The organism is Deinococcus aestuarii, assembly GCF_018863415.1.
Classification (GTDB): Bacteria; Deinococcota; Deinococci; order Deinococcales; family Deinococcaceae; genus Deinococcus; species Deinococcus aestuarii.
Map to the genome: position 1 here is coordinate 19,756 of NZ_JAHKSN010000017.1, position 25,961 is coordinate 45,716.

Below are 25,961 nucleotides of genomic sequence, written 5' to 3' on the forward strand. Positions count from 1 at the left end.
TTGCCGCTCAGGCGGGCAGCGGCGTCAGCCCCGCGCCGCTCGGGGGCGGCAGCTCCTCCAGGGTGCCCCCGGCAAGCAGGGTGGAAAATTCCTCGCCGCTGAGGGTCTCGCGCCGCATCAGGACGGCCACGATCTCGTGCATCCGGTGCAGGTGCTCGCGCATCAGGGTGAAGGTGCGGGCGTAGGCGTCGTCGATCAGGGCGTGCACCTCCTCGTCGACCAGGGAGGCGGTCGCCTCGCTCATGGGGAGGGCCTGCGGGCCCCCGCCCAGGAAGTTGCCGTCGCCCTGGGCGAGGGCCACCTTGCCCAATCTCCCGCTCATGCCCCACTCGGTCACCATGCGGCGGGCAATGTTCGTGGCCTGCTGAAAGTCGTTCTGGGCCCCCGTCGTCACCTCGCCGTACACGACCTCCTCGGCCGCGCGGCCTGCCAGCGCCACCGCGATCATGTCCTCCAGCGCCGGGCGCGTCACGTGCAGCCGGTCGTCGGCGTCCGGCATCATGAACCCCGCCGCCCGCCCGCGCGGCACCACGGTGAGCTTGGCGACCCGGTTCGCGTGCGGGAGGAGTTGGGCGGCGAGGGCGTGACCGACCTCGTGATACGCCGTGACCTTGCGGTCGGCTTCTCGGACGACGAGGCTGCGACGTTCCGGGCCCATCAGTACCCGGTCTCTGGCCTCGTCCACATCCCGCCCCGTGATCCGACTCCGCCCCGCCCGCGCGGCCTGCAACGCCGCCTCGTTGAGCAGATTCTCCAGGTCCGCCCCCACCATCCCCGCCGTCCGCCTCGCCACCACGCCGAGGTCCACGCTGGGATCGAGGGGCTTGGTGCGGGCGTGGATCCGCAGAATCTGCTCGCGTCCCCGCACGTCGGGGGCATCGACGACGACCTGACGGTCGAAGCGTCCGGGACGCAGCAACGCTGCGTCCAGCACGTCGGGTCGGTTGGTCGCCGCCAGGATGATCACCTCCTGCCCGCTGCCGAAGCCGTCCATCTCCACCAGCAGTTGGTTCAGCGTCTGTTCGCGTTCGTCGTTGCCACCTTGCAGGTTCACGCCGCGCTTGCGGCCCACGGCATCGATCTCGTCGATGAAGACGATGCAGGGCGCACTCTTGCGCGCCTGCTCGAACAGGTCGCGCACCCGCGCGGCCCCGACGCCGACGAACATCTCCACGAAGTCCGAGCCGCTGATCGAGAAGTAGGGCACCTTGGCCTCACCGGCCACCGCCTTTGCCAGGAGCGTCTTGCCAGAGCCGGGGGGACCGACGAGGAGCACGCCGTGAGGAATCCTCGCGCCGAGCTGGTGGTAGCGCTCGGGCTGGCGCAGGAAGTCGACGACTTCCTGCAAGTCCTGCTTGGCCTCGTCGCAGCCCGCGACGTCGGCGAAGGTGAGCTTGATCTGCCCTTCGGCGATCACCGCCGCCTTCGACTTCCCGAACGTGCTCGCCGCGCCGCCGCCCGACGGGCCTCGCAGGCTGCGCCACAAGACGAGCAGGATCAGGCCGGTGAGGATCAGGGGAAGCACCTGGGCCATCCAGCCGAAGGGGGTGCCGCCCGCCGTGACGCGTACCGGGACGCCCGCCTCGCGCAGCCGGGTGAGGGTCGCGGCGTCGGGCGGCAGGACGACCGAACGCGGGCGCGTCCCGCTTTGCAACCAGACGCTGGCATTGCCTGCGCCGTCGAGGGAGATGGACTTGACTTCCCCCTGCCGCAGGTCCTCGAAAAACCGGCTGGTCGTGTACCCGCCCGCCGGGGCCGGGGGAATCGGCGAGGGGGCGTTCGTCGGCGGCCGGGCCCCGGCGGGGGCGGCGAGCAGGACAGCCAGCAGCGCCGCCAGCACGGGGCGCGGGGGGCGGGAACGGGACATGGCGTCATGCTACGCCGCGCTCCTCCTTCCATACCTTGCGCTCCGTGACCTTTGGGGCGGAATCCGGCAGGAAGAGCCGCCTGTTTCCTCAGCGTTCCGTCAGCCTGCACCCGTATGCTGGGGCCATGCGCACCGCATTTCTGCTCGGCTCGTTGGCCCTGGGGCTCAGCGCCTGCACCGTCTCCGTCCGGTCGAACGCCGGTCTGGTGGGGGGCAACCTGATTGCGAACGTGCGTCCCGACCGGGGCGAGGGCGGCAGCTACTTCGTGGGCGATCCCGTGCGCATCGCCGTCACCACGCGCGCCGCCGGGTACGTGACGCTGGTGGCCCTCCAGCCCAACGGGTTCGCCAGCACCCTGGTCCGCAACGTCTACGTGAACCCCGGCACCACCGTCTTTCCCCGCCCGCAAGACGGCGTGACCTACAACGTGGCCCCGCCGCGCGGTCTCCAGCGCGTCCGGGTGATCTTCACCCGCGTGCGGCCGACCTCGGACATCGTGCTCAGCGGCGTGTACAGCGGTGAGCGCCTGAATCTCGCCACCAACCAGTACCTGACCCCGTACGCCCCCGCCGACCGGGACGTGCAGGAGACGTACTTCTACATTCGGTAAGTCGCCAGCTTCCAGCGACCAGCCGCCAGCCGTTCACGCGCGGCTGGTTTTTCTTTACGCTGGGGCGCATGAGTCTGACCTTTGCCGAGGCGAGTGAACGGGTGGACGCCTACATCTCCCAGTTCGAGGAGGGGTACTTCCCGCCCCTGCTGATGCTCGCCCGGCTGACCGAGGAGACCGGGGAAATCGCCCGCGTCCTGGCCCACCAGCACGGCAAGACGCCCAAGCCCGGCGAGGAAAGCGGCGACCTGGAGATGGAACTCGCCGACCTCCTCTTCGTGATGGTCTGCCTCGCCAACGAGCGCGGCCTGAGCCTGGAGCGCGGGTTCACGCGGATGATGGAGAAAGTCGAGACGCGCGACGCGACCCGCTGGACGAAAAAGCAGCCCGGCGAGTGACGGCGCCGGGGTAGGCTGAGCCGTGCCCGACCCCTCCTCAACGGACCCCCGGTATCCCCTCGGCCCGATGCCCCAGCCCCTCACGCTCACGCCGGAGGAGCGGGCCGAGGCCGTCGCCGCCATCCGCGCCCTGCCCGGCGAACTGCGCGGCGCCGCCCTGGGCCTCTCCGCCTCCCAACTCGACACCCCGTACCGCGAGGGGGGCTGGACGGTGCGGCAGGTCGTCCACCACGTCGCCGACAGCCATATGAACGCCGTGGTGCGTCTCAAACTCGCCCTCACCGAGGACCGCCCGACGATCAAGCCCTACGAGGAGGGGCTGTGGGCCGAACTCGCCGACATGCGGCTGCCCCTCGAGCCGAGCCTCGACCTGCTCGACGGACTGCACACACGCTGGGCGGCGGTGCTTGCGAGCCTCACCCCGGAGGACTGGACGCGTGAATGGACCCACCCGGAGCACGGGCACACCTTCACGGTGGACACCCTGGGGGCGATGTACGCCTGGCACGGGCGGCACCACATCGCGCACGTCACCGGGCTGCGGCTGCGGCAGGGCTGGTAATCCGTGCAGTACGACCAGAGGTTCGACGTGCCCGTGACGTTGCGTTCGGCGGGTGTGGTCGTGATCAACGACCGGGACGAGGTGCTCCTCGTCTGCGAGCACAAGCCGGGCAGCCGGGGCCTGTGGCACATCCCCGCCGGAGGGGTGGAAGAGGGCGAGAACCCGCAGGACACGGCGGTGCGGGAGGCGTACGAGGAGACGGGCCTGACCGTGCGGCCCGTGGGGCTCCTCAATACCCTCCTGGGCCGGATGCCCGACGGCCCCCTCATCCTGCGTTTCGCGTGGCTGGCGGAGGTCGTGGGCGATGCGGACGCACCCGCCCCCTTGCCTGCCTTCGCCGGAGAGGTCAAGAAGGCCCGCTTCTTCACCCGCGGCGAGTTCGACGGGCTGTACGACCGGGGAGCAATCCGCATGTACCACACAAGGGTTTTCGTGGACACGGCGTACGCGATGCGGGAGGCGAGGGGAAAGGCGGGAGCCTGAGCCGCCCGTCTCTTAACCTCTCTGGCTTGGCTGACGGCTGACCGCTTTACTCGTACCCCAGTTCCCGCAGCGCCTCCTCGTCCTCGCGCCAGCCGGGGATCACGATGACCTCCAGGCCCAGGAAGACCTTGCGGTTGAGGAAGACTTCGAGCTGCTTTCTCGCCGCCTGGCCGATCTCGCGCAGTTGCTTGCCGCCCGCGCCGATCACCATGCCCTTGTGGGCGTTTTTCTCGACGACGATCTCGCCCTCGATGCGGACGAGGCCGTCCTCGCGCTCGGTCCAGCCGTTCACGCGGGTGGCGACCGAGTAGGGCAATTCCTCGCGCAGCTTCTTCATCGCCTCCTCGCGGATGATCTCGGCGGCCCACTGCTCGCGCGTCTGGTCAGACGCCCCCGAGTTCGGGAAGAAGAAGGGATTTTCGGGCAGCACGTCGAGTAGTTGCTCGCGCAGCGTGGCGACCGCCGCCGGGTTGTTCTGCGCGCTGAGCGTCGTCTCCTGCGTCTCGCCCGTGCGGCCCTCCAGCAGCGCCCGGTAGAGCTTCATCGCCTCGTCGGGGTACTTGGCGGCGTCCGTCTTGTTGCCCACCAGGAAAAGGGGCTTGGGAAGGTCACGCACCTGCCGGGCGACGAGTGCGTCCTCGTCTGAGGGGGGGCGGCGCAGGTCCACGACCCAGAGGATGGCGTCCACGTCGGCGAGTGCCCCCTGGACCTCCTGGTTCATGTACTTGCCCAGGGCGTCTTTGGGCTTGTGCAGGCCCGGCGTGTCCACGAAGACGATCTGCCGGGTCTCGGTCGTGTAGATGCCGCGCACGCCGCGCCTCGTCGTCTGGGGGCGCGGGCTGGTGGGGGCGACCTTGGTGCCCAGAAAGGCGTTGAGCAGCGTGCTCTTGCCCACGTTCGGCTTGCCGATGATGGCGACGAAGCCGCTGTGTGTGTCATGGGAGGTGGTCGCCTCGCCGGATTCGGGGGAGGGCATGGGGTCGGTCATGGGGGAGATTGTCTCACGGGGGAGGAGGGGCAACCGTGCCGGGCGGGGCCGCTCCTCACTTCCTGCGCGCCTGCACGCCCCCGATGATCCGGGTCATCACGCCGCGCGGCAGGAGGCGGGGCGCGAGCGTCTGGAGCCGGTTGAGCCGCCCCGGCACGACGACCGCCTGCCCGGAGAGCATGGCCTCCACCCCCTGCCGGGCGACCTCCCCGGCACTCAGCATGGTGGCGCGGGCGGGACCCTGGAGCAGCCGACTCTGCCCCAGCTTGGCGGTGTCCTGAAAACCCGTCTCGACCGGGCCGGGACAGAGGGCGGTGACCGAGACGCCCGTGCCGCGCACTTCCTCGTTCAGGGCTTCCGACAGGCTGAGCACGTAGGCTTTGGTCGCGTAGTACACGGCCATCAGCGGCCCCGGCTGGAAGGCGGCGGTGCTGGCGACGTTGAGCACCCGGCCCCGGCGGCGCTCCACCATGCCGGGCAGGAAGCGGCGGCTCAGGTCGGTCAGGGCGACGACGTTCACCTGCACCATCCGCGCGATCTCACCGGGGTCCTGGGTGTGGAACTCGCCGTAGCCGCCGAAGCCCGCGTTGTTGACGAGCAGGTCCACCGTCAGCCCGCGCGAGGCGAGTTCGCCCTCCAGCCACGCGCCCGCGCCCGGCCGGGTCAGGTCGAGCGCAAGGGGGAGGGCGTGGACGCCGTGCCGGGCTCCCAGCTCGTCGGCCAGCGCCCGCAACTGCTCCTCGCGGCGGGCCACCAGGATCAGGTTCGCGCCCCTGGAGGCGAGGTGCCGGGCGATCTCCTCGCCGATGCCGCCGCTCGCGCCGGTGACGAGGGCGGTCGGGGGGCCGGGCCGGGGGGTGGGGGCCGTCATGGGTCCATCGTGGGGCCGGGCCCCCGTGAACGGCATCAGAACAGGAGCGGCCTGCCTTTAGACCCACTTCACCGTCGCCCCCGCCGCCGGAACACATCGCCCCGCCTCCCCGTACTCTGGGGCATGACGACTCCTCCCTCGCCCGTCCAGGCGACGCTCACCGACATGTTCTCGCAGAGTTCGACCGTCCTCACCCGGCCCGGGCCCCAGACCTTCGAGCTGTTCGAGCGGCGGGGCGGAACCCGGCAGGCCTTTCTCTACGTGCTGCTGGCCGCGCTCGTCTCGGCCGTCATCGCCGCGATCTTCGCGCCCTTCCACGCGGACACCACCGTGATCGGGCAGTTCATCACCCGCCTGATCCTGATCCCCCTCCAGTTCGCCGTGTTCACCGGGGCGGTGTACCTGATCGGTAAGCACCTCTTCCGGGGCACCGGCACCTATCCGGAGGTGGCCTACTCCTTCGCCCTCTTCTTCGTGCCGCTGAGCATTCTCGGCACCGTGCTGGGCATCATTCCCATCCTGGGCTGGCTGGTCGGCATCCTGATCTCGGCCGCGATGATCTTCTACGGCTTCCTGGCGGTGGGGTCGAGCATGAACCTGCACGACGCCACCAAGGCCGCCGTCACGCTGATCCTCTCGGGGATCGCGTACTGGGCAGTGGGCGGCCTGCTGCTGGGACTGGTCCTCGCGCCCTTCACCCGTTAGAGCCAGTCACACGGGGGGTGGCCGCTTGACGGCCCTTTCCCCGAACGGAGCGGGCGACGACCAGAGGGGCACAGGCGGTGGGGGAAACCACGCCTGTGCCCCTCGCGCGGTCCGTCAGCGGGCGCCGTACACCCGCACCTCCACGTCGAGTTCCCCGCGCCCGCCGCCGTAGTAGGTGCCGCGCACGGGGGAGACGTCGCTGTACTCGCGCCCGTGACCGATCTTGACGTGCCGCTCGCGGGCGAGGCAATTGTTGGTGGGGTCGTAGCCCAGCCAGCCGAAGCCGGGCAGGAAGCACTCGACCCAGGCGTGGGTCGCCTCCGCGCCCACCAGCTCGCCGCCCGAGTACAGGTAGCCGCTGACATACCGCCCCGGAATGCCCAGCCCCCGCACGATGCCCAGCATCGCGTGGGTGAAGTCCTGGCACACCCCGCGCCCGTGGGTGGCGAACTCGGCGAGGGGCGTGCTCACCGTGGTCGCCCGCGTGTCGTACCGGAAGCGGCGATAGAGCGTGGTGGTGAGGTCCATCAGGAAGCCGGGGAGGTCGTCGCCGGAATCGGGCGTGGCAACCCCGAAGACTGCCGCCCAGTTCCCGGCGGGCACGCGCGGGCTGGCGACGAGGAACTCGGTGTGGGCTCCGCACGCGCCCCGCAGGGCGCCGAAGGAGATCGGCGGGGGCGGGGGCACGGGGTGGGTGTCCACGATGGCCTGGGCCTCGATCTTGAGGGTGGTGTGCGGCTCGTGGACGTGGACGTGGTGGACGATGGCCCCGAAATAGTCCTTGTACGAGGCGATGTCGGCCTCGGGCTCGACGGAGAGGTGAAACGAGCGCACGCTCTGGCGCGCCTCGCGGGACGGGTGCAGCCGCACCTCGTTGAAGGAGTCCCAGGCGGGTTTGGGGTAGCGGTACTCGGTGATGTGGCGGATTTCGCAGCGCATGGACGAATAGACCCTCAGCCCGGGCAGTCTGACAGGAGGGGGCGGCAAGAACGTGACGGCGTGCTCAGCCGGGCTGAAGAAACGCCGGGGCGGGGGCGGCTCATTCCTGCTGGAAGTACGCCGCGTTGATCGCCGCGCCCACCCGGTTGATGTCGCCCAGCAACTCGTCCAGGCCCGGGTCCTCCCGCTCCAGAATGTCCTCCACGCCCGTGAATTGAAGCCGGGCGACCAGCCAGCGCGAGAGGCGCAAGATCTCGGGGTGCGCGCCGGGATGCCAGCGGTCAATCTGCGTGAGGGCGTCGTGCAGGTTCTCGGCGCTGTAGCGCACGCTGCGCGGGAAGTATTCGTCGAGCAGCAAGAACTCGCCGATGCGGGCGGGGTCGATGCCGCTGTGCACTCGCTTGCGGTAGGCCTCGTAGGCGCTCGCCCCCTTCAGGACGCTCACCCAGCGCTGGTCTTGCACCGCGCGCTGCGCCGGGTCGCCCTGCGCCTGCCCGTCCAGCACCCGGTAGTGGGTCTGGAGCACGCGAATCACGTTGTCCCCGCGTTCGAGCATCTGCCCGGCGCGCAGGAAGGACCACCCCTCGTCGCGTGGGAGGGTGGCGAAGGCAATTCCGAAGAAAAACTGCGAGGCGTCGCGCGCCGAGGCGCAGAACTCGAAGAGCCCGTCGCTGTCGATGACCCCCTCGTTCTGGAAGCAGACGTTGAGGTAGGTGCGGTTGAGGGCCTCCCACATCTCCGAGGGGATGCGGTCGCGCAGGCCCCGCGCGTTCTCGCGGGCGCGCAGCACACTTGAGGCGATGCTCGCCGGGTTGCCCTGGTCAAAGGCCAGCCACGCGCTGACCGAGCGGGCGTCCACCCGACCGTACTTCTCGCGCAGCCGCCCCTCGCCCCCCGTCAGCTCGAGCAGGGGCGCCCAGTGTTCGCGCATCCGCCCCGTCATCTCCAGGGTGGCGTAGTAGTTGACGTTCAGCAGCCGGGCGGTGTTCTCCGCGCGCTCGACATACCGCCCGATCCAGAACAGGTTCTCCGCGAGGCGGGAAAGCAGCAGCATTCAGCGGTCCTCCCCTTGGGTGGTGTCGAGTTCGTCCTTTTCCAGTTCCTGCTGGAAGGAGTGCTGGCCGGGCGCGTCCGGTGGCGGCGGGGTGCCGACCGACGGTGCGCCCTGCGTCTGGCTCTGGGTCTGGGTGCCCCCGCCCGACTGAGACTGACTCTGGCCCTGGGTCTGGGCGCCGCTCGACTGAAACTGGCTCTGCGTGGAGGTCCCCGGCTCGAAGCCCCCCTGGTACTGGCTTTGCGCCTGGACGTTCATCGGCGCGCTGCCGTGCATGAGCTGGCTCATCCCCTGCGGGGTCGCCCGCCCGTCGTGGTCGAGGACCCAGGTGTCCTTGCTCCCGCCCCCCTGGCTGGAATTCACGACGAGGGAGCCCCGCCGCAGCGCCACCCGCGTCAGCCCCCCCGGCACGATGGTGACCTCCTGCCCGCACAGGATGTAGGGCCGCAGGTCCACGTGCGCGGGCTCGAACTCGCCCGAATCGGGGTAGAAGGTGGGGTGGCGGCTGAGGCCCACGACGGGCTGGGCGATGAACTCGCGCGGCGCGGCGCGCACCTTCACGAGGTACGCCTCCACCTCCTCGCGGGTGGCGTAGGGCCCCAGCAGCATCCCGTACCCGCCCGCCTCGCCGACGCCCTTGAAGACGAGTTCGTCCGCGTGGGCGAGCATGTACTCCAGGTGATCCGGGTTCCAGCCCAGGTAGGTGGGGACGTTGCCGAGCAGGGGTGCCTCGTTCAGGTAGTAGCGGATCATCTCGGGCACGTAGGCGTACACGGCCTTGTCGTCTGCCACCCCCGTCCCGATGGCGTTGGCGACGGCGACCCGGCCCTGGCGGTAGACCTCGACGAGCCCGGCGACCCCCAGCGCCGAGTCGGGCCGGAAGGTCAGCGGGTCGAGGAAGTCGTCGTCCACCCGGCGGTAGATCACGTCCACCTGCCGCCGGCCCCCGGTGGTGCGCATCCACACCCGCCCGGCGTCCACGAAGAGGTCGCGGCCCTCGACGAGTTCGACGCCCATCTGCTGGGCGAGGTAGGCGTGCTCGAAGTAGGCGGAGTTGTACATTCCCGGCGTGAGCACCACGACCGTCCCGTTCTCGCGCGGGCTGAGCGACTGGAGCAGGTGCAGGAGGGCGGTCGCGTAGTGCCCGACCGGGCGCACCCCCTGTCCCCGGAACATGCCGGGGTAGATGCGCGTCATCGCCTGCCGGTTGGCGAGGAGGTACGACACCCCGCTGGGCGAGCGTAGGTTGTCCTCCAGCACGAGGTACTCCCCGTGTTCGTCGCGGATCAGGTCGGTGCCGACGATGTGGGTGTACAGGCCGAGGGGCACCTTGATCCCGTGGACCTCGCGGCGGAAGTGGGCCGAGGTGTAGACGAGCTCACTGGGGATCACCCCGTCGCCGAGAATCTGGGCCTGGGAATAGATATCGCCCAGAAAAGCGTTCAGCGCCCGCACCCGCTGGGTGAGCCCGGCCTCCAGGTGGGCCCACTCCGAGGCCGGGATGACGCGCGGCACGGGGTCGAAGGGGAAGGTGCGCTCGGTGCCCTGCGCGTCGCCGTACACGGTGAAGGTGATGCCCTGGTTGCGAAAGGCGAGGTCGAGGAGGCGGTGCCTGCGCCCGAACTCCTCGACCCCCTGCGCGGCGAGGTACTCCCGGATGCCCTGGTAGTGGGGCCGCACCGTGCCGCCTGGCGTCACCATCTCGTCGAAGAACCTGCTGCCCGGCTCGTACTTCATGCCCCCGTCTCCTTCCCTGGGGCGCGGCCCCGGACGATGCCCCAAGATAACGAACTGCCCAGCCCGGGGAAGGCGGCGATCAGACAGGCCCCCATGACCCCACGTCCTACACTGCCCCCTATGACCCGACATCAGGAGCCCCAGGACAAGACCCTGCACCCCGACGACCGCGCGAGGCTCGATCAGGTCTTCATGCAGGTCGTGCTCGACGTGCAGGCGCAGGTGCAGCAGACCCGGCCCGCTCAAGCCGGCACCCTCGCCGCGATGTTCCACAAGGAGACCGTCTCCGACGCCCTGCAAGGCTGCGCGGTGCTGATCGCCGGGTGGAACGAGAACCGGGTGGACGGGGCGGGCGTGACCCGCGCGGCAAAAGCCCTGCGCAGCCTGGGGCTGGAGGACCTCGCGCAGAGGGTCGAGCGGCTGCGGGGTATTGACGAAGCCTGAAGGAAAACCTCCCGGCGGGGAAGCTCTGTGGGCCCTTCCACAAAGGGCGGCGGCGGGCTTTGACACAGTGAACCTTACTCCGGGGGAGTACGCCGCCCAGCCTGGCTGCACGGAACAGGGGCCGGGTGCGCGGGGACCGACAGTTCGGGCGGGAACTCCGCCCCGGCTCCGCGCGGCAAGGGCTAGACCCGGACAGGACGCCGCCCGGGCTCCTGTTCGCGTCTGGCCCTCCCGATGGGCTGGGGGCCGTGACGGAAACCTGGGCGGGGGTCCGGAAGGGCAACTCCCCCGATGGAAGTTCTGATGACCCTGTGGCTCGGCAAACCCGCCTGGATGTGGGGGGTGTTTCTCACGCTCGTCACGGCCCTGCTCGCCTTCGACCTCGGGGTGCTGGGCCGAAAGCGGGCGAAGGGCGGCTCTCAGGAGATCGGCGTGGCCGAGAGCCTGCGGCTGAGCGTCTTTTACATCGCCATCGCGCTCGCCTTCGGCGGCTGGGTGTGGCTCAGCCTGGGGGCGGAGAGCGGGCTGGCGTACTTCACGGGCTTCGCGGTCGAAAAGGCCCTCGCCCTCGACAACGTGTTCGTGATCAGCGTGATCTTCGCGGCGCTCGCCGTGCCCCGCCACCTCCAGCACCGGGTCCTCTTCTGGGGCATCCTCGGCGTGATCGTGCTGCGCGGCGTCATGATCGGGCTGGGCGCGGCCCTGGTGAGTAACTTCGACTGGATCATGTGGGTGTTCGGGGCGTTCTTGCTGCTGACCGGCGTGCGGCTGCTGTTCGTGAAGGGGGGCCATGAGGCGCCCAACCTGGAGCGGCACCCCGTCGTGCGTATGTTGCGCCGCGTCATGCCGATCAGCCCGAAGCTCGACGGCGAGAAGTTCGTGACCCGGCTGCCCGACGCCGCGGGCCGGGTGCGGCTCCACGCCACGCCGCTGCTGCTCGCCCTGCTGCTGGTCGAAGCCGCCGACCTCGTGTTCGCGGTGGACTCGATTCCGGCGATCTTCGCCATCACCCAAGACCCCTTCATCGTCTACACGAGCAACATCTTCGCCATCCTGGGCCTGCGCGCCCTGTACTTCGCCCTCGACGCCCTGATCCACCGCTTCCAGGCGCTCAAGCCCGCGCTGGCGCTGGTGCTCGTCTTTATCGGCGGCAAGATCTTTTACAACCAGTTCTTCGGCAAGCTCGACCCGGCGATCAGCCTCGGCGTGACGCTCGCCATCCTGGCCGGGGGCGTCCTCGTCAGCCTCTGGAAGACGCGCGGGGAGAGGGCGCGCCCCGCCGCGTAGCGCGGCCGGGAAGGGTCCCCGTCCTCACCCCCCCTGGCCTCCGGGGTGCTCCACCCAGAGGTTTTCTTCCACGTAGAGGCCCCGGTCCAGTGCCCGGTCGATCCGGACGAGGTTGAGGGCCTCCGGAACGGCGTACTCCCCGCTCACCGGAAAGACCATTCCCGTCCACCGTTCCCACTCGGCGACCGTCCCCTCGACCACCATCGACCGTTCGGCGGGACCCAGGACGGTGGCGCCCAGCCGCTGGTGGGTCCGAATCCAGGGATCGGTAGAAAGACCGTCGGGCCGCGTCCACCGGGCATATTCCGCCATCGGGACGTGTGGGAAGCGGTGCTTCGCGGTCGGCCGCAGCGGAGCGACGACGCGCTCCAGCCCCCGCCCGTGGGCCCGCCCCGTCAACGCCCGGAGCACCCGGGTCGCCAGGCCGCGTCGGTCGTCGGTCACGGCCACCGCCGCCGCCATGAAACAGAAGGTGTTGGGCCGACTGCCCGCCCCGTGTTCGGTGACCGAGCGGACGAGCGCGTCGTCGTAACCGGAGGGAAGATCCTCCGGGGAGCCGTCCCAGGCGAAGGGCACGCCCCACCCCCCGGCCACCACCCGGTTCTCCTCCAGCAGCAGAACGTTGTAGGCGGGGAAAAGGGCGTGCACCCGGTCCATGTACCTCGGCGGCACCGCGTCGTGGAAGATGAATTCGGGCCACCGCTCGCGGAAGGCCGCTGCGGCCTCGTCCTAGAGGTCGGGCCGCTCGGAGGTCGTCACCACCCGCAGGGGGTCGGGAGCGTGAGGTGGGGGCCGGGTCACGCCTCCTCGGCCCTCAGCGACCGCTGCGCTTCCCGGTCGGCCTGCGCAACTCTGTCGGCCTGTCCCAGCGCCCCCCACTCGTCGGGGCCGCCGCCAAGCTGGGGGGTGAGGCCCCGCAGGTAGGCGGCCTGCGCGATCAGGTACGCGGTGAGCGGCGTGGTCAGGAACTGGAAGAGCAGCACGGCGGCGAGCCGGGTAAAGGCCGCCGAGTCGGCGAGCTCGAAGGCCACCCCCAGGAAGATGCCCGCCGACCCCAGCGTCACGAGCTTGCTGCTCGCGTGCAGCCGCGCGTACAGGTCGGGAAAGCGCACCACCCCCACGGCGGCGGTCAGCACGAAAAACGCCCCGATCAGGATCGGGATGTCCCGCCAGGGGTGGAAGTCAGCCACGCCCGCCCCCGGGTGAGGCCGGAGCGGACGGCGGAGGGCGGACGGCGGAAGGCAGAAGGCCCTCTCCCGCTGACGGCTGACGGCTGACGGCTGACAGCTTCACCGCATCACCCGCCCCACCAGCAGATACCGCGTCAGCGCCACCGTGGACAAAAAGCCCAGCAGGCTGAGCACGATGGCGGCGTCGAGCGTGACGAGCAGCCGGGTCTTGACGGCGATCAGGGTGAACAGCACGACCAGATTCACGCTCAGGAAGTCGAAGGCCATGATGCGGTCGCCCCAGGAAGGCCCGCGCAGCACGCGGTAGGTGACGAGCAGGACGGACAGGGTGACGATGCCGAGCGCGAGATCAACGATCATGGGCCTCCACCTCCAGGCGGGGGGGCGTGGCGAGCAGGACACGCAGCAGCCGCTCTTCCACCCTCAGGATGGACTCGCGGGCGGTCCGGGCGTCGGGGGTCCCGATGGCGTGGGCGTACAGGACGCGGCGGTCGGCGTTGAACCCCAGCACGACGGTGCCGGGCATCAGGCCGATGGTGGCGGCCAGGAACGTCAGCGCACCCTCCCCCCGCAGCCGCAGCGGCACGGCCACGATCATCGGATTCAGGGGCGGGTGGGGCCGCAGGGCGAAGACGGCCACCTGCACGTTCGCCAGCGTGAGTTCGCGCAGGAAAAAGCCCACGAAGCCCAGCCCGGCCAGCACGCGGCGCACGTACTCGTGGGTGGCGAGGGCGCGCGGAAAGACGCTCAGGATGGCAAAGCCCAGCAGGAAGCCGACGCTGAGTTCCCGCAGGTTGACGGCCCCGGCGAAAAGCGCCCACACCCCGGCGAGGAGAAAGTTGAGGGTCAGCCCCCTCATGGTCCGTCCTCCTCCCCGGTCGGCGCGGGGGGAATGACCACGGGCCCGTCCCCCAGCACCCCCCGGATATAGCGCGCGTTGTCGCGCAGCTCGGCGGCGGTGGCGTCCGCCCGGGCGAACAGCGGCCCGGCGAAGAGGCTCAGGCCCGCCACGAGCGCGCAGGCGGCGTAGGCGGCGGCGTGCAGGGCCCGGGGCACGCGGTAGACCGGGAGCCAGTTCGGGTGCTGGCCCCAGAAGAAGCCGCGCCACACGTTCAGCATCGCGTACAGGGTGATCAGGCTGCTCAGCAGGGCGCTGAACACCGCCACCAGGGCCAGGGGCGAGCCCTGCGCGAGCCCCGCCCGCACGAGCGCGTACTTCGCCACGAAGCCCCCGCTGGGGGGCAAGCCCGCCACCGTCAGCGCGCACAGCAGGAAACACCCGGCGAGCAGCGGCAGGAAGTCGAGCATCCCCCGCACCCGCACCAGCCGCGAGCCGCTCGCCCGCTCGGCCACGCCCGCGATGGAGAAGAGGGCCGTGGTCACCAGCACGCTCACCGCGAAGTACCCCACGCTCGCCCGCAGCGCCTCCTCGGTGCCCACCCCCAGCCCGAAGGCGAGGTAGCCCACCGAACTCACCACCAGAAACGACAGGATGCGCCGCCACTCCCGCTGCGAGGCCGCTCCCAGCGCTCCGTAGAGCATCGTCACCGTGCCGAGCAGCAGCAGCAGCGTGTTCGTCACCGCCGCCTCCTGACTGAAGACGGTCGTAAAGACCCTCAGGAGGGCGTAGACGCCGACCTTCGTCAGGACCGCCGCGAAGAAGGTGCCCACGGCGGGCGGCAGCGCGGGGTAGGTGCCCGGCAGCCAGAAGCCCAGCGGGAACAGCGCCCCCTTCGCCGCGAAGACCACGAGCAGCAGCACCCCGACGGCGGTGACGGTCGGGTTGGGCCCCAGCTCTGCCGACCGCCTGGCGAGGTGGGCGAAGTTCAGCGTGCCCAGCACCCCGTACGCGAGTCCGCACGCGACGACGAGCAGGGCCGAGGCGGCGAGGTTCATCACGATGTAGCGGAAGCCCTCGCGCAGCTGCTCGCGGGTGGACCCCAGCACCGCGAGCGCATACGAGGCCACCAGCATCACCTCGAAGGCCACGAACAGGTTGAAGAGGTCCCCGGTCAGGAAAGACATCTGCACCCCCGCGAAGAGAAACTGCATCAGCGCGAGGAGGTGGTGCTTCTCGCGCACCGGGTCGGGGTCGGCGGCGGCCTGCCACACGGCGAGCACGGCGCTCACGGCCCCCAGCACGCTCACCCACGCGGCGAGGCGGTCGGCGGTCATCACGATGCCGAACGGGGCGGGCCACCCGCCCAGCGCGCCCACGAGCACCGTCCCGTCCGCCGTGGCCGCCAGCAGCCCCAGCGAGAAGGCGAGGGTCAGGAACACGCCCGCCAGGGAGAGGCCCACCCGCACCGGGCGGCTCCACGGCCACAGCAGCCCCAGCCCGAAGCCCAGCGGCGTCAGGATGGGGGCGAGGGTCAACCAGGCGAGGCCGCTCACGACGGGTCCCCCCCGGGGGGGCGGGCGGAGTAGACGAGGGTCCTGGGTTCCTCCGGGTCGGGGCGGTCCGGGCCCTGGTGCTCGGGGTCGGCGATCAATCCGTCTTCCGCCTCGGGGTCGCGGGCGAGGCTGTCGCCGAAGGCCTCCACGTCGTCGTGCCCGGCGACCTGATACGCGCGCAGGGCCACAGTCAGGAGCAGGGCGGTCGTGGCGAAGCCGATCACGATGGCCGTCAGGATCAGCGCCTGCGGGAGCGGGTCCACGTAGGGCCCCCGCAGGGTCAGCAGCGGCGGCGCGTCCTCCCGCAGCCCCGCCACCGTCAGGATCGCCAGGTTGCCCCCGTAGGTGATGAAGCTCAGCCCCAGCACCACCCGCACGATCACGCGCGACAGCAGCAAGAAGACGCCGGTGCCGATCAAAAGGCCGATCAAGAGCGCGAAGAGGGTCTCCATCAGCGGGCCTCCGGGGGGGCGGCCCGCCCCGGGCGTCCCGGGCAGGCCGTGGGCCGCCGCCCGCCGGGTGCCCCCCTCACTCGTCCCCCTCCACGCGCTCGTGCGGGTCCACCCGGATCAGGGCGTACGCGATGGCGAGGCTGCCGCCCACCACCACGAGGTAGACCCCCACGTCGAAGAGCAGCGCGGTCGCCCACTCGAACTCGCCCGTCAGCGCGGTCGTGAGGTAGCCGTAATCGCTCTTGAGGTAGGGCCTGCCGAGGAGGTAGGGCACCAGCCCGGTGACGAAGGAGAGGGCCAGCCCCCAGGGAACGAGGCGGGCCGGGTCGGTGCGCAGGGCGGAGTGCCCGTAGGCGATGCGGTGAAGGATCAGCGCGCAGGTGGTCATCAGCCCCGCGATAAAGCCGCCGCCCGGCGCGTTGTGCCCGCGCCACAGCAGCAGCAGCGCGAAGAGCAGCACGAGCGCGAAGACGGCGCGGCTCACCGTCCGGAGGATGGGGTCGCCGCTCAGGGGGGCGGGGGTGGGGGTACGGTCACGGGCGGGCGGGGCGGCGGGGGCCGGGGTCGGACGTTCGCGGGTCATGCCTCTTCCTTTTCCTTGGGCCGGGTCGTCCCGGGCGGCGTGGAGGGGGCCGGGGCGGGGCCAGCCTCCCCGGGCGCGCGGCCCTTTTTCCCGACCCGCACGAGGCCCAGCACGGCGAGCGCGACCATGCCGACCACCGTGATCTCCCCGAGGGTGTCAAATCCCCGGAAGTCCACCAGCAGCACGTTCACAACGTTGCGCCCGCCGCCGAGCTCGTAGCTGTTGGCGAGGTAGTACGGCGAGATGGGCGGCGCCAGGAAGCGCACCCCCGCGAGCACGAGCAGGGTGGCCCCCACCCCCGCCGAGGCCGCCAGCAGCAGGTCGACCCCGTAGCGCCAGCGGGTGCGGGGCAGGTCCCGGCTGCGCGGCAGGGAGCGGAAGACGAGCAAAAAGAGGATCACCGTCACCGCCTCGACAAGCAGTTGCGTCAGGGCGAGGTCGGGCGCGCGCAGGCCCAGGAAGGCGGCGGCGCTCCCGAAGCCCGTCAGCCCGACGGCCACGACGGCGGTCAGGCGGCTGCGCGCGAGCAGCACGCCGAGGGCCCCCGCCACGAGCAGCGCCGCGATGGGCAGCAGCGCGAGCGGCAGCGGCCCGATGGCGTGAAAGACCTGCGGCGAGCGCCACACCCCGTACCCGGCGATCAGCGCGGCGGCCCCCAGCATGATCCGGAGCTGGTCGGGCAGCGCGAGGCCCTGGGTGCGCGCGATCAGTCGGCTCGACAGGACGTTCACCCCCTCGGTGAGCGCGTAGTACACCGTATTCGCGTTCAGGCGCGGGGTGAGCCGCCGCCCCAGGGTGCTCACCCGCGCCGACTGCGCGATCAGCGCCGCCCCCAGCCCCCACGTGACGAACGTGGCGAGGAGCGCGGGCGTGACCCCGTGCCACAGGCTCAGGTGCCCCGGGTACGCGGCGAAGTCCAGCGCGTTCTGCGCCGTCCGCGTCAGGGCCTCGGCGCCCCCCGGCCACACCCCGAAGGTGAGCGCGGCCAGGGCGAGAAGCGCGGCGGGCCCCGTCAGCCCGGGCGGGGCCTCGTGCGGGTCGGCGCCCGGCGGGGAGCGCGGCGGCCCCCAGAACACCCGCAGCAGCCGGAAGGAGTACGCGAAGGTCAGGGCGCTCCCGGCCACCGCGACCCCGATGAACAGGGGCCCCTGGTGCAGCATCGCCTCGTAGAACAGCTCCTTGGAGATGAAGCCCCCCAGGGGCGGCACCCCCGCCATGCTGAGAGCGGCGAGGAGCGCGACGGCGAAGGTGACGGGCAGGGCCTTCCTGAGCCCGCCCAGGCGCGGCAGCTCGCGCGTGCCCGTCTCGTGGTCGATGATGCCCACCACGAAAAACAGCGCCGCCTTGAAGGCCGCGTGGTTGAGCAGGTGCGCCGTCGCCGCGAATCTCCCCTCCGCGTCGGCCAGCCCGTAGAGGCTCATCAGCAGGCCGAGCTGCGAGACCGTGGAATAGGCCAGCAGCGCCTTGAGGTCGGTCTGTCGCAGCGCGATCCACGCGCCCCAGACCAGCGTGGCGAGCCCCACCGGCACGATGATCCCGCTCCACAGCGGGCTCGTTCCGAAGAGCAGCCCGAACTTGGCGACGAGCAAGACGCCCGCTTTCACCATCGTCGCGGAGTGCAAGAAGGCGGAGACGGGCGTGGGCGCCTCCATCGCGGTCGGGAGCCAGAGGTGGAAGGGGAGCTGGGCGCTCTTGGTGAACGCCGCGAGCAGCGTCAGCAGCAGCGCGGGCGTGAAGAGGGGAGACGCGCGCAGGGCCTCCACGTCGAGCCCCGAGAGGGTGGTGCTGCCCCCCGCGAGCCCGATCATCGCCACGGCGGCGAGCAGGCCCAGCCCGCCCAGGGCGCTGACCAAAAAGGCCTTGACCGCCCCGTCGCGCGCCGCCGAGCGGGTGTGCCACAGGCCGATCAGGAGGAAGCTCGTGACGCTCGTCATCTCCCAGAACCCGAACAGGGCGATCAGGTTGTCGCTCAGCACCAGCCCCAGCATCGAGCCGCCGAAGAGCAGCAGGTACGCGTAAAACCGCCCGAAGCGCTCGTGCGGGGAGAGGTACGCGACCGAGTACAGGCTCGCCAGCGCGCCGATCACCCCGATCAGGGTGGCGAAGAGCAGCGAGAAGCCGTCCCCCCGGAAGGCGAGCGCGAGCCCCAGGGTGGGGACCCAGCGGGTGACCTCCAGCGCGGGGAGCGCCCCCGGCATCCCGGCGAGCGGCAGGGCGAGGAGCAGCGCGGGCACGAAGGCGAGCGCGGCCACATACCCGGTGCGCCGTCCCAGGCGCGGCCCCAGCCAGGCGCACAGCGCGGCGAGAAGAAAGGGCAGGAAAACGGCGAGCGTCACGGCCCGCCCCGGAATTGACAGTACATTCGTCTCGCCACCTTGAACCCCATGACGCCGCGCCCTGGGGTTCCGGAGCGCCGCGGAGCTGTGAACGGATGAGCCGTGGCCGTTCCCCTTCGGCCCTCCTGTCCCCGAATCGGCGCGTGGGCGCCCCCGACCGACATGCAAGAGTCAGTCTAAGGGACCCCGGAACGCCCTCCGTTAGACAGGAATGGGAACCGGAAGCTTTGCTCAAGGTCCCTCGGTGGCAAAACGCCGCCCGGCACGGGAGCCGCAGCGGCGTTCTCGGGGCGGAGGTCAGCGCCGACGGCGCCCGAGCACGAACCACCCGGCGGCGGCGGCGAAAAAGCCCACGCCCGCGTAGGTCCACAGGTTCGGTCCCGGCTGGGGCGCGGTGACCTGACCGTTCACGGGCACACCGTTATTCACGATCACGTCCGGCCCGTCGAGGGCGTCCGCCACGCTGCTCACCGCCGTGAAGATCAGGGCGTACTTGAGGATGTCGTAGCCGATCCCCCGGCTGCGGTAGTAGCTCTGCGGGTAGGGGAAGTAACGGCCCGGGGAGAGCTGGTAGCGGTACTGCCCGCCCGGCGTGGCGCTGTAGGTGATCGCGCTGCGCGGCACGCCGGCCGGAAGGCGCACATTTTTCCACCCGTTGAGCTGGGTGGGCGTCACGCGGGCGGCGGCGGCCCGGTTCGCGGCGCTGCTCGCCGGGGCGGTCGTGGTGCCCCGCTGGGTCGTGCTCGGGGTGCGGGTGGAGGGGAGGGGGCTGCGGGGGGCGGTGTAGGTGCTGCCCGCCGAGTTGTTGCGGGGCGGCGTGGAGCGCGGGGTCGGGGCGGGGGCACGGTAACGCGGGGCGCTGTAGGTGGACCCCCGGCTGCCGCCGAAGCCCCCGCCGCTGCGCCGCTGTGCGTCGGCGACGCCCGCCGCGAGCGCGAGGGTGGTCAGGAGGAGGGTGAGAGGACGGTTCATCTCCCTACAGTACGGGCCGGAGGGCGCCGAAGTTCCCGCCGGGCACACGGTTTTCGCCGGGGTGAAGGGCGGACGAAGGCCCGGCTAGACGGCCCCGCGCCTTCCCTCCCCGCGCCCGGCGTACACTCCTCCCATGCCGTTCGGCGCCGCGTTTTTCTATTGGTTCGGTCCCCACCGGGCCTGACGCCAGCGCTGCCACCCCAGCCACGAGCCGCCCGGAGGAAGCCCACCTCCCGGCGGTTTTTCTTCGTCTCATCCGAAAGGCAGGTCCCCGCCGTGACCCACCCCGACCCCCTCATCCAGGCTGGCCGCACCGAGAACCTCAACGTCACGGGCTTCACGCCCCTGATCACCCCCCGTGCGCTCAAGGCCAGCCTGCCCCTCACCCCGGGGGCCGAGCGCACGGTGCTCGCGGGGCGCAAGGCCGCCCAGGACATCGTGCACGGGCGCGACGACCGCCTGCTCGTGGTGGTGGGGCCGTGTTCCATCCACGACTTCGGTCAGGCCCTGGAGTACGCCGGGCGCCTGGCCGACTTGCGCGAGCGGGTGAAAGACCGCCTCGAAGTCCACATGCGCGTCTACGTGGACAAGCCCCGCACGACGGTGGGCTGGCGCGGCTTCCTGATGGACCCCGATATGACGGGGGCGAACGACATCAACAAGGGCCTCTCGCTGACCCGCGAGCTGATGATCCGCGTCTCCGAACTCGGCCTGCCCGTCGCCACCGAACTGCTCGATCCCTTCGCGCCGCAGTTCCTCTTCGACGTGGTGGCCTGGGCCTGCCTGGGGGCGCGCACCACCGAGTCGCAGACCCACCGGGTCATGGCGAGTGCGGTGAGCGCCCCGATGGGGTTCAAGAACGGCACGGGCGGCGGCCTGAAGCTCGCCGTGGACGCCATCGTGGCGGCAAGCCACCCGCACGCCTTTTTCACCGTGGACGACGACGGGCAAGGCTGCATCGTCCACACGCGTGGCAACCCGGACGGGCACGTCATCCTGCGCGGCGGGCGGCAGGGGCCGAATTACGCGCCGCAGTTCGTCGCCGAGGCCGAGAGCTTGATGCGCTCGGCGGGGCTCGACCCGGCGGTGATGGTGGACTGCTCGCACGCCAACAGCGGGGGCGACCACACCCGCCAGGGTCTGGTGTGGCGCGACGTGCTCCACCAGCGCACCCGCGGCCAGGGAACGGTCAAGGGCCTGATGGTGGAGAGCAACCTCCGTCCAGGCAAGCAGGCCATCCCCGCCGACCTCTCGGGGCTCCACCCCGGCGTGAGCGTCACCGACGCCTGCGTGGGCTGGGACGAGACGGAGGCGCTGCTGCTGGAGGCGCACGCGGCGCTGGGGCGGGAGACGGTGGCGAGTTGAGCCCGAGATGACGCCGGGGTGGCCCGCTCCTGCCGCTCGTTTCGCCCCTCAATCCCCGCCCCTCCTTCACCTTTCCCCACGTTCCGCTGCGGTGGCGTGCGGCAGACTGTCTCCCATGCGGCGGGTCGTAACGGGTGTGGAGGCGAGCGGGAAGAGTACGGTAGGCCGGGAGGTGGCGGCCCTGACTGCCCCGGGGGTGGCCCATGCCTGAGACGCGCAAAGCCTTCGGCGGGGGCCGCAAGCCCTCGGAGCGTCCCAGCAAGGTCTGCGCCACCTGCGGCCTGCCCTTCACCTGGCGCAAGAAGTGGGAGCGCGACTGGGAGAACGTGCGGTACTGCTCCGACCGCTGCCGGGCGGCGGCGAAACGGGGGACGCCTTGACCGCGCCCGCCGCCCTGCCCGCCTACGGCCTGGTGTGCATGACGGTCGGGCCCGAGGTCCGTTTCCGCACGGTCACCCTGACGAATTACCTCAAACTCCCGCCGGGGGAGCGCGAGGCCAGGCTCCTCGACCTGTACGCCGACAACATCTCGCGGGTGCGGCGGGCCGCCGACTTCTGCGCCGCCCGTGGCATCCGGCTCTACCGCCTGAGTTCGAGCCTCTTCCCGATGTTCGACCTGGAGGGGGACGACACCGGGCGCTCGGTCCTCGATCACCTCGCGCTGCCCATGCGGGAGGCGGGGCGGGCTTTTCTGGACGCCGGAATCCGCGTGCTGATGCACCCCGAGCAGTTCATCGTGCTCAATTCCGAGCGCCCCGAGGTCCGCGCCTCCAGCGCCCGGACGCTCGCCGCGCACGCGGACACGCTCGACCGCTTCGGCTTTCCGTGCTCGACCTGGAACCTGCTGCTGCTGCACGGCGGCAAGGGGGGCCGGGCCGCCGAACTCGCCGCCCTCGTGCCCGACCTGCCGGAGAATGTGCGCCTGCGGCTGGGCTTCGAGAACGACGAGCGTGCCTACGGCCCCGGGGACCTCCTGCCCGTGTGCGAGGCGACGGGCACGCCCCTCGTGTTCGACGCCCACCACCACGTCGTCCGCGAGAAGTTGACGGATCAGGAGGACCCCAGCGTGCGCGAGTGGGTGCTCCAGGCCCGTGAGACGTGGCATCCCCCCGAGTGGCAGGTCGTCCACCTCTCCAACGGGATCGAGGGCCCGCAGGACCGCCGCCACAGCCACCTGATCACCGACTTCCCGAGCGCGTACCTCGACGTGCCGTGGATCGAGGTCGAGGCCAAGGGCAAGGAGGAGGCGGTCGCGGCGCTGATGGGGCTGCCCGGCGTGCCGCTGCCCGGGGCGCAGGAGCTGACCGTGGACGGCGTGCCCCTGGATGCCGTCGAGGAGTAGGCGCCGCGCCCTGTCCCGCGTGTTGCCCGGCTGCGCTACCCTGCCCGTGTGAACGTCGTCGTGTTCGACCTGGAGACCACCGGCCTGTCGCCCGAGCGCGACGCCATCGTGGAGATCGGGGCCCTGCGCGTCCGGGAGGGGCGGGTGCGGGAGGCCGAACGCTTCGAGACGCTCGTCCGGCCGGTGGGGGTGGGAGGCGAGCCGCTGCGCATTCCCTGGCGGGTGCAGCAGATTCACGGCATCAGCGACGAGATGGTGCGGGACGCGCCGGGGCTGGCCGACGTGCTTCCCGAGTTCCTCGACTTCGTGGGCGACTCGCCCGTCGTGGCGCACAACATCAGTTTCGACCGGGGCTTCATGCGCGCCGCCGCGAGGCGTCACGGCCTGGCCTGGGCGCCCCCCGCCGAGCACTGCACCATGCAGCTCTCCCGGCGGGCTTTCCCGGGCGAGCGGTCCCACAACCTCGACGTGCTCGCCCAGCGCCTCGACCTGGGGTTCGCGCGGGACGGTCGCCACCGCTCCCTCGGCGACGCGCGGGTCACCGCCGAGGCCTTCGTCCGCCTGATGGAGCGGCTGCGGGTTCAGGGCTGAGGAAGGGCCGGAGCGCCGGGAACCACGGAGGTGGCCCCTCCCCGATGTGCTGGCGACCGGTTCCTGGCGACGGGCGACCCCCTCACGGCCGGGCGGCGGCGGGGACCCCGTTCCCCCTCGGCACGAAGACGATGGCGTTGGGCACGGGCCGACTCCAGACCGTGTTGAGATAGCCGCCCAGGCCGCCGTACCCCCCCGTCAGGTAGGCGGTCGCGCTGCTGCCGCTGTCGAGCCGCACGGCGTCGCGCACCCCGGCGGCGGCGAGCGCGGCGGCAAAGGCCTCGGGCGACCCGTGTTCGAGGTAGGCGATGGTGGGCTGCCCCGCCATCACCCCGAAGGCGACCTGCCGGGTGGGCCGCCACACGCCCGCCCGGGTGTCGAACTGCTCGCGGGCGGGATTCAGGGCCACCCGTCCCTCCCGCACGAGGAGGGGCCCGGCGCTCAGGGCGTCTTGCGCCGTCGTCCACGGGGCGTCGGTCGCCTGCCAGTTCAGGGTGGGGCTCAGGCGCTCGCCCACCCCGCGCGGCAACTGCGGGAACCGGGCCGGGTCGAAGGTGAAGGAGAGGACCCCGGCGGGCGGCACGTCGCGCCCGGTGACGACGCGGGAAACCGCCGAGCCCCCCGGCGCGAGGTACAGGGTCGTCAGCCCGTTCGTTCCGACGGCGGTGCGCCCGTCCCCCACGAAGGCCGTCAGCAACTCGGGCCGCACCTTCGCCCCGACGCTGTTCACCGTGACGGACCCGAACTCGCCGTTCAGGACGTAGCGGGGCCGGGGATAGCCGAAGAAGGTGCCCCCCTGCGCCGTGAAGCCCACCGTCGCCCGCCGCTCCAGGCTGGGCGCCGTCATCAGCCCGCCCACCGCCACGAGGTCGACGGGCAGGTGGCTCGCCGGGTCGAAGTACCCGCCGTTCACGCCCGCCACGCCGCCCGCCCCCTTCACCAGACTCGCCACGTCCCGCGCGGCGCCGGGGGGAGCGGTGACCACGCGCGGCTGGAAGCGCCCCGGATCGAAGCTCAGCAGGTGCAGCGTTCCGCGCGCCCGGTACGTCACGCCCTGCGGCAGCTCCTCGGGGTCGATGGGCGGCGGCACGCGGGTGTCGGTGTGGGTCGTCGTGTCGATCACCACGCGCGGCGGGTCCTCCAGCGTGAAGATCTCCGAGAGGCCGCCCCCCGTTCTCAGCCGTACGGTGGTCTGCGCCGTCCTCGTCCCGGCCGGGCCGCCCACCACATCGGGCTCGACGCTGAGGAGATCGCCGCTCTCCAGCGTCTGGGTCAGCCTCCCCGCCGTCACGCCCGGCAACAGCACGCTCAGGCCCGTGCCCTCGCGCGTGACCTGATGCGGGGCCTCCCCGCTGAGTTCGAGCACCACCCGCTGCACCTCCACCGTGCGGTGGAGCGTCCGGCTGATCCGCACCGTGTCCAGGTTCGCCACCGAGGCCGGGGGGGTGGGCGGCGGTGTAGGAGCCGGGGCCTGGGCGGGCGGCGTGGGCACCGGGGCGGGCGGCGCCGGGACGACGGGCGTGGGGGGTGGGGGCGTCACCGGGGCGGCGGACGGCCTGGGCCGCTCCACCGGCTCGGGGGGCCGCGCGGCGGGCCGGGCCTGCGCGGTGGGCGACAGGGGCGCGGCCGAGACCGGGCTCGCGGGCGGTCTGATCGGTGCAGCGGGCTCGGCTCGGCCCGCCGCCGGGGCGGGCGCGTCCGGCGAGGGCGGCAGCGTGGCGACGGGCACGGTGGCGGGCGCGGCGAAGTCGAGGATGTCGGGGGCGTCGGCGAGCACCTGCACCCCGAGGGCGCGCACCGCCGCCACGGGCACATACAGGCTCCCGCCGACGAGCTGCGGCGTGCCGAGCCGCACGTCCGCCGCCAGGGAAAAGCCCAGCGCCCGCCAGCCCCGCTCGGGCGAGAAGCGCAGTTCCCGCTCGCCGAGGAGCAGCCGCAGGTCGCGCGGGTCGTTGCGCACCGCCACCCCCAGCCGGGGCAGCGTCCACACCGCCAGCGCCTCGCCCCCCGCCACCACGCGCGACTCCACCGCCGCCGCCTGCCTCACGCCGCCAATCGCCACGGGCCGCGCGCCCGCCGTGGCCGCCGCCAGCAGCACGAGCGTCGCCACACCCAAAAGCTTGCCCCTGATCACGGCCGGGAGTTTATCCCACGGCGGGCGGGTCGGGGGCCAGGCGGTGGGGCCAGGCGGTGGGGGCAGTCGGCAGGTGGAGAGGACGGGTGCCCATCTCCTTCCACAGACCACTCACCTCCCTTTGTCAGAAGCGCGTTTGAGTCCGCCCCCTACACTTCCCCTGACATGATTGAACCTTCCCTTGCCCTCTACGGCGACGCGTTCGAGCGCGTGGACCGTCATCTGGAGGAGCTGCTCGGCGCGACCGGCGTGCGCTACTGCCTGCTGGTGGACCGCAAGGGCTTCGTGCTCTCGCACAAGGAAGCCCTGTGGGCCCCCCGGCCCCCCGCGCTCGACAGCGTGGCGACCCTCGTCGCCTCCAACGCCGCCGCGACCGCCGCGCTGGCGAACATGCTCGGCGAGCGCACCTTCAGCGAGCAGACCCACCAGGGCGAGAACGGCACCCTCTATGTCGAGTCGGTGGGCGATTCGGCCCTGCTGACCCTGATCTTCGACGGCAGCGTGCCGCTCGGGCGGGTGAAGGTGCACACCAAGAAAGCCATCGCGGGGCTCGCCGCCATCCTGAAAGAGCTTCAGGACGCGCCGCCCATCCAGCTCGGCGAGGACTTCTCGCACGGGGCGACCGCCCTGCTCGACGACCTGTTCGGCTAAAGGAC

General features: G+C 71.5%; 28 protein-coding genes. 12 read left to right on the forward strand and 16 right to left on the reverse strand.

Annotated features, from left to right (window positions below):
• Positions 1 to 7: 7 nt before the first annotated feature.
• Positions 8 to 1,867: an ATP-dependent zinc metalloprotease FtsH gene (gene ftsH, locus IC605_RS17465; protein ID WP_216327120.1), complete on the reverse strand. Its 1,860-nt coding sequence runs from the start codon at positions 1,865 to 1,867 to the stop codon at positions 8 to 10.
• Between the two features lie 125 nt (positions 1,868 to 1,992).
• Here ftsH and IC605_RS17470 point away from each other — a divergent pair, with 125 nt between their 5' ends.
• The 4 genes from IC605_RS17470 (at position 1,993) to IC605_RS17485 (ending at position 3,921) form a co-directional block, all read left to right on the forward strand.
• Positions 1,993 to 2,478, forward strand: coding sequence for a DUF4384 domain-containing protein (locus IC605_RS17470; protein ID WP_216327122.1), 486 nt, complete (start codon positions 1,993 to 1,995; stop codon positions 2,476 to 2,478).
• Positions 2,479 to 2,546: 68 nt separating this feature from the next.
• Positions 2,547 to 2,876: a nucleotide pyrophosphohydrolase gene (locus tag IC605_RS17475; RefSeq protein WP_216327125.1), complete on the forward strand. Its 330-nt coding sequence runs from the start codon at positions 2,547 to 2,549 to the stop codon at positions 2,874 to 2,876.
• Positions 2,877 to 2,898: 22 nt separating this feature from the next.
• Positions 2,899 to 3,438, forward strand: a complete 540-nt coding sequence (locus tag IC605_RS17480; protein WP_343216653.1) for a YfiT family bacillithiol transferase — start codon at positions 2,899 to 2,901, stop codon at positions 3,436 to 3,438.
• A 3-nt stretch (positions 3,439 to 3,441) separates the two neighbouring features.
• The gene (locus tag IC605_RS17485) at positions 3,442 to 3,921 is read left to right on the forward strand and encodes a Nudix hydrolase (RefSeq protein WP_216327130.1); all 480 of its coding nucleotides are present in this window, start codon (positions 3,442 to 3,444) and stop codon (positions 3,919 to 3,921) included.
• A gap of 46 nt (positions 3,922 to 3,967) precedes the next feature.
• Here IC605_RS17485 and era read toward each other — a convergent pair whose 3' ends face one another.
• Both era and IC605_RS17495 read right to left on the reverse strand, forming a co-directional pair.
• On the reverse strand, positions 3,968 to 4,909 hold the full coding sequence (gene era / locus IC605_RS17490) for a GTPase Era (RefSeq protein ID WP_216327132.1): 942 nt from the start codon (positions 4,907 to 4,909) through the stop codon (positions 3,968 to 3,970).
• A 55-nt stretch (positions 4,910 to 4,964) separates the two neighbouring features.
• A complete protein-coding gene (locus IC605_RS17495) occupies positions 4,965 to 5,780 on the reverse strand; it encodes an SDR family NAD(P)-dependent oxidoreductase (protein WP_216327135.1) in 816 nt (271 codons plus the stop codon).
• Positions 5,781 to 5,903: 123 nt separating this feature from the next.
• On the opposite strand from IC605_RS17495, the gene IC605_RS17500 reads away from it, so the two are divergent.
• Positions 5,904 to 6,485, forward strand: a complete 582-nt coding sequence (locus IC605_RS17500; RefSeq protein ID WP_216327138.1) for a YIP1 family protein — start codon at positions 5,904 to 5,906, stop codon at positions 6,483 to 6,485.
• A gap of 114 nt (positions 6,486 to 6,599) precedes the next feature.
• Here IC605_RS17500 and IC605_RS17505 read toward each other — a convergent pair whose 3' ends face one another.
• The 3 genes from IC605_RS17505 to IC605_RS17515 all read right to left on the reverse strand — a co-directional run bounded on the left by IC605_RS17505 (position 6,600) and on the right by IC605_RS17515 (position 10,215).
• Entirely contained in the window at positions 6,600 to 7,424 is an 825-nt protein-coding gene (locus IC605_RS17505; protein ID WP_216327141.1) for a transglutaminase family protein, read from the reverse strand.
• 100 nt (positions 7,425 to 7,524) lie between these two features.
• Positions 7,525 to 8,478: an alpha-E domain-containing protein gene (locus IC605_RS17510; RefSeq protein WP_216327143.1), complete on the reverse strand. Its 954-nt coding sequence runs from the start codon at positions 8,476 to 8,478 to the stop codon at positions 7,525 to 7,527.
• Positions 8,479 to 10,215, reverse strand: coding sequence for a circularly permuted type 2 ATP-grasp protein (locus tag IC605_RS17515; protein ID WP_216327146.1), 1,737 nt, complete (start codon positions 10,213 to 10,215; stop codon positions 8,479 to 8,481).
• Positions 10,216 to 10,335: 120 nt separating this feature from the next.
• Here IC605_RS17515 and IC605_RS17520 point away from each other — a divergent pair, with 120 nt between their 5' ends.
• Together IC605_RS17520 and IC605_RS17525 are read left to right on the forward strand one after the other, a co-directional pair.
• A complete protein-coding gene (locus tag IC605_RS17520; protein WP_216327149.1) occupies positions 10,336 to 10,659 on the forward strand; it encodes a hypothetical protein in 324 nt (107 codons plus the stop codon).
• A 303-nt stretch (positions 10,660 to 10,962) separates the two neighbouring features.
• The gene (locus IC605_RS17525; protein WP_246580990.1) at positions 10,963 to 11,946 is read left to right on the forward strand and encodes a TerC/Alx family metal homeostasis membrane protein; all 984 of its coding nucleotides are present in this window, start codon (positions 10,963 to 10,965) and stop codon (positions 11,944 to 11,946) included.
• Positions 11,947 to 11,970: 24 nt separating this feature from the next.
• On the opposite strand, the gene IC605_RS17530 is transcribed toward IC605_RS17525, so the two are convergent.
• From IC605_RS17530 to IC605_RS17570, 9 genes are all read right to left on the reverse strand, one after another.
• On the reverse strand, positions 11,971 to 12,594 hold the full coding sequence (locus tag IC605_RS17530; RefSeq protein ID WP_216327155.1) for a hypothetical protein: 624 nt from the start codon (positions 12,592 to 12,594) through the stop codon (positions 11,971 to 11,973).
• A gap of 149 nt (positions 12,595 to 12,743) precedes the next feature.
• Positions 12,744 to 13,136, reverse strand: a complete 393-nt coding sequence (gene mnhG / locus IC605_RS17535; RefSeq protein ID WP_216327158.1) for a monovalent cation/H(+) antiporter subunit G — start codon at positions 13,134 to 13,136, stop codon at positions 12,744 to 12,746.
• A gap of 99 nt (positions 13,137 to 13,235) precedes the next feature.
• Positions 13,236 to 13,496 carry an MrpF/PhaF family protein gene (locus tag IC605_RS17540; RefSeq protein WP_216327160.1) on the reverse strand — a complete coding sequence of 87 codons (261 nt, stop codon included), beginning with the start codon at positions 13,494 to 13,496 and terminating at the stop codon, positions 13,236 to 13,238.
• The gene (locus IC605_RS17545) at positions 13,486 to 13,995 is read right to left on the reverse strand and encodes a Na+/H+ antiporter subunit E (protein ID WP_216327163.1); all 510 of its coding nucleotides are present in this window, start codon (positions 13,993 to 13,995) and stop codon (positions 13,486 to 13,488) included. The genes IC605_RS17540 and IC605_RS17545 overlap by 11 nt, the downstream gene beginning before the upstream one ends.
• Entirely contained in the window at positions 13,992 to 15,530 is a 1,539-nt protein-coding gene (locus tag IC605_RS17550) for a proton-conducting transporter transmembrane domain-containing protein (protein ID WP_216327166.1), read from the reverse strand. Before IC605_RS17550 ends, IC605_RS17545 begins: the two co-directional genes overlap by 4 nt.
• The gene (locus tag IC605_RS17555) at positions 15,527 to 15,982 is read right to left on the reverse strand and encodes a sodium:proton antiporter (protein ID WP_216327169.1); all 456 of its coding nucleotides are present in this window, start codon (positions 15,980 to 15,982) and stop codon (positions 15,527 to 15,529) included. Before IC605_RS17555 ends, IC605_RS17550 begins: the two co-directional genes overlap by 4 nt.
• Positions 15,983 to 16,058: 76 nt before the next feature.
• Positions 16,059 to 16,565: an MnhB domain-containing protein gene (locus IC605_RS17560; protein ID WP_216327172.1), complete on the reverse strand. Its 507-nt coding sequence runs from the start codon at positions 16,563 to 16,565 to the stop codon at positions 16,059 to 16,061.
• Positions 16,562 to 18,901 (reverse strand): hydrogen gas-evolving membrane-bound hydrogenase subunit E, encoded by a 2,340-nt coding sequence (gene mbhE, locus IC605_RS17565; protein ID WP_216327175.1) that lies wholly within the window; start codon positions 18,899 to 18,901, stop codon positions 16,562 to 16,564. The genes IC605_RS17560 and mbhE overlap by 4 nt, the downstream gene beginning before the upstream one ends.
• 297 nt (positions 18,902 to 19,198) lie before the next feature.
• Positions 19,199 to 19,873, reverse strand: coding sequence for a hypothetical protein (locus tag IC605_RS17570; protein ID WP_216327178.1), 675 nt, complete (start codon positions 19,871 to 19,873; stop codon positions 19,199 to 19,201).
• 276 nt (positions 19,874 to 20,149) lie between these two features.
• Here IC605_RS17570 and IC605_RS17575 point away from each other — a divergent pair, with 276 nt between their 5' ends.
• From IC605_RS17575 to IC605_RS17585, 4 genes are all read left to right on the forward strand, one after another.
• Positions 20,150 to 21,238 carry a 3-deoxy-7-phosphoheptulonate synthase gene (locus IC605_RS17575; protein WP_343216654.1) on the forward strand — a complete coding sequence of 363 codons (1,089 nt, stop codon included), beginning with the start codon at positions 20,150 to 20,152 and terminating at the stop codon, positions 21,236 to 21,238.
• Between the two features lie 203 nt (positions 21,239 to 21,441).
• Positions 21,442 to 21,618, forward strand: coding sequence for a DUF2256 domain-containing protein (locus IC605_RS24775; RefSeq protein ID WP_246580991.1), 177 nt, complete (start codon positions 21,442 to 21,444; stop codon positions 21,616 to 21,618).
• On the forward strand, positions 21,615 to 22,580 hold the full coding sequence (gene uvsE, locus IC605_RS17580; protein WP_281416383.1) for a UV DNA damage repair endonuclease UvsE: 966 nt from the start codon (positions 21,615 to 21,617) through the stop codon (positions 22,578 to 22,580). The genes IC605_RS24775 and uvsE overlap by 4 nt, the downstream gene beginning before the upstream one ends.
• A gap of 48 nt (positions 22,581 to 22,628) precedes the next feature.
• A complete protein-coding gene (locus IC605_RS17585) occupies positions 22,629 to 23,171 on the forward strand; it encodes a 3'-5' exonuclease (RefSeq protein ID WP_216327181.1) in 543 nt (180 codons plus the stop codon).
• An 82-nt stretch (positions 23,172 to 23,253) separates the two neighbouring features.
• On the opposite strand, the gene IC605_RS17590 is transcribed toward IC605_RS17585, so the two are convergent.
• Complete coding sequence (locus tag IC605_RS17590) at positions 23,254 to 25,305, reverse strand: phosphodiester glycosidase family protein (protein ID WP_425514229.1); 2,052 nt, start codon at positions 25,303 to 25,305, stop codon at positions 23,254 to 23,256.
• A 165-nt stretch (positions 25,306 to 25,470) separates the two neighbouring features.
• Here IC605_RS17590 and mglB point away from each other — a divergent pair, with 165 nt between their 5' ends.
• Positions 25,471 to 25,956 carry a GTPase-activating protein MglB gene (gene mglB, locus IC605_RS17595; RefSeq protein WP_216327184.1) on the forward strand — a complete coding sequence of 162 codons (486 nt, stop codon included), beginning with the start codon at positions 25,471 to 25,473 and terminating at the stop codon, positions 25,954 to 25,956.
• Positions 25,957 to 25,961 lie beyond the last annotated feature (5 nt).

Bases quoted from the DNA above. Each gene is read 5' to 3' on its own strand.
- ftsH (WP_216327120.1), bottom strand. From the start codon at position 1,867: ATGTCCCGTTCCCGCCCCCCGCGCCCCGTGCTGGCGGCGCTGCTGGCT.
- IC605_RS17470 (WP_216327122.1), top strand. From the start codon at position 1,993: ATGCGCACCGCATTTCTGCTCGGCTCGTTGGCCCTGGGGCTCAGCGCC.
- IC605_RS17475 (WP_216327125.1), top strand. From the start codon at position 2,547: ATGAGTCTGACCTTTGCCGAGGCGAGTGAACGGGTGGACGCCTACATC.
- era (WP_216327132.1), bottom strand. From the start codon at position 4,909: ATGACCGACCCCATGCCCTCCCCCGAATCCGGCGAGGCGACCACCTCC.
- IC605_RS17495 (WP_216327135.1), bottom strand. From the start codon at position 5,780: ATGACGGCCCCCACCCCCCGGCCCGGCCCCCCGACCGCCCTCGTCACC.
- IC605_RS17500 (WP_216327138.1), top strand. From the start codon at position 5,904: ATGACGACTCCTCCCTCGCCCGTCCAGGCGACGCTCACCGACATGTTC.
- IC605_RS17505 (WP_216327141.1), bottom strand. From the start codon at position 7,424: ATGCGCTGCGAAATCCGCCACATCACCGAGTACCGCTACCCCAAACCC.
- IC605_RS17510 (WP_216327143.1), bottom strand. From the start codon at position 8,478: ATGCTGCTGCTTTCCCGCCTCGCGGAGAACCTGTTCTGGATCGGGCGG.
- IC605_RS17515 (WP_216327146.1), bottom strand. From the start codon at position 10,215: ATGAAGTACGAGCCGGGCAGCAGGTTCTTCGACGAGATGGTGACGCCA.
- IC605_RS17520 (WP_216327149.1), top strand. From the start codon at position 10,336: ATGACCCGACATCAGGAGCCCCAGGACAAGACCCTGCACCCCGACGAC.
- IC605_RS17525 (WP_246580990.1), top strand. From the start codon at position 10,963: ATGACCCTGTGGCTCGGCAAACCCGCCTGGATGTGGGGGGTGTTTCTC.
- IC605_RS17540 (WP_216327160.1), bottom strand. From the start codon at position 13,496: ATGATCGTTGATCTCGCGCTCGGCATCGTCACCCTGTCCGTCCTGCTC.
- IC605_RS17545 (WP_216327163.1), bottom strand. From the start codon at position 13,995: ATGAGGGGGCTGACCCTCAACTTTCTCCTCGCCGGGGTGTGGGCGCTT.
- IC605_RS17555 (WP_216327169.1), bottom strand. From the start codon at position 15,982: ATGGAGACCCTCTTCGCGCTCTTGATCGGCCTTTTGATCGGCACCGGC.
- IC605_RS17560 (WP_216327172.1), bottom strand. From the start codon at position 16,565: ATGACCCGCGAACGTCCGACCCCGGCCCCCGCCGCCCCGCCCGCCCGT.
- IC605_RS17570 (WP_216327178.1), bottom strand. From the start codon at position 19,873: ATGAACCGTCCTCTCACCCTCCTCCTGACCACCCTCGCGCTCGCGGCG.
- IC605_RS24775 (WP_246580991.1), top strand. From the start codon at position 21,442: ATGCCTGAGACGCGCAAAGCCTTCGGCGGGGGCCGCAAGCCCTCGGAG.
- mglB (WP_216327184.1), top strand. From the start codon at position 25,471: ATGATTGAACCTTCCCTTGCCCTCTACGGCGACGCGTTCGAGCGCGTG.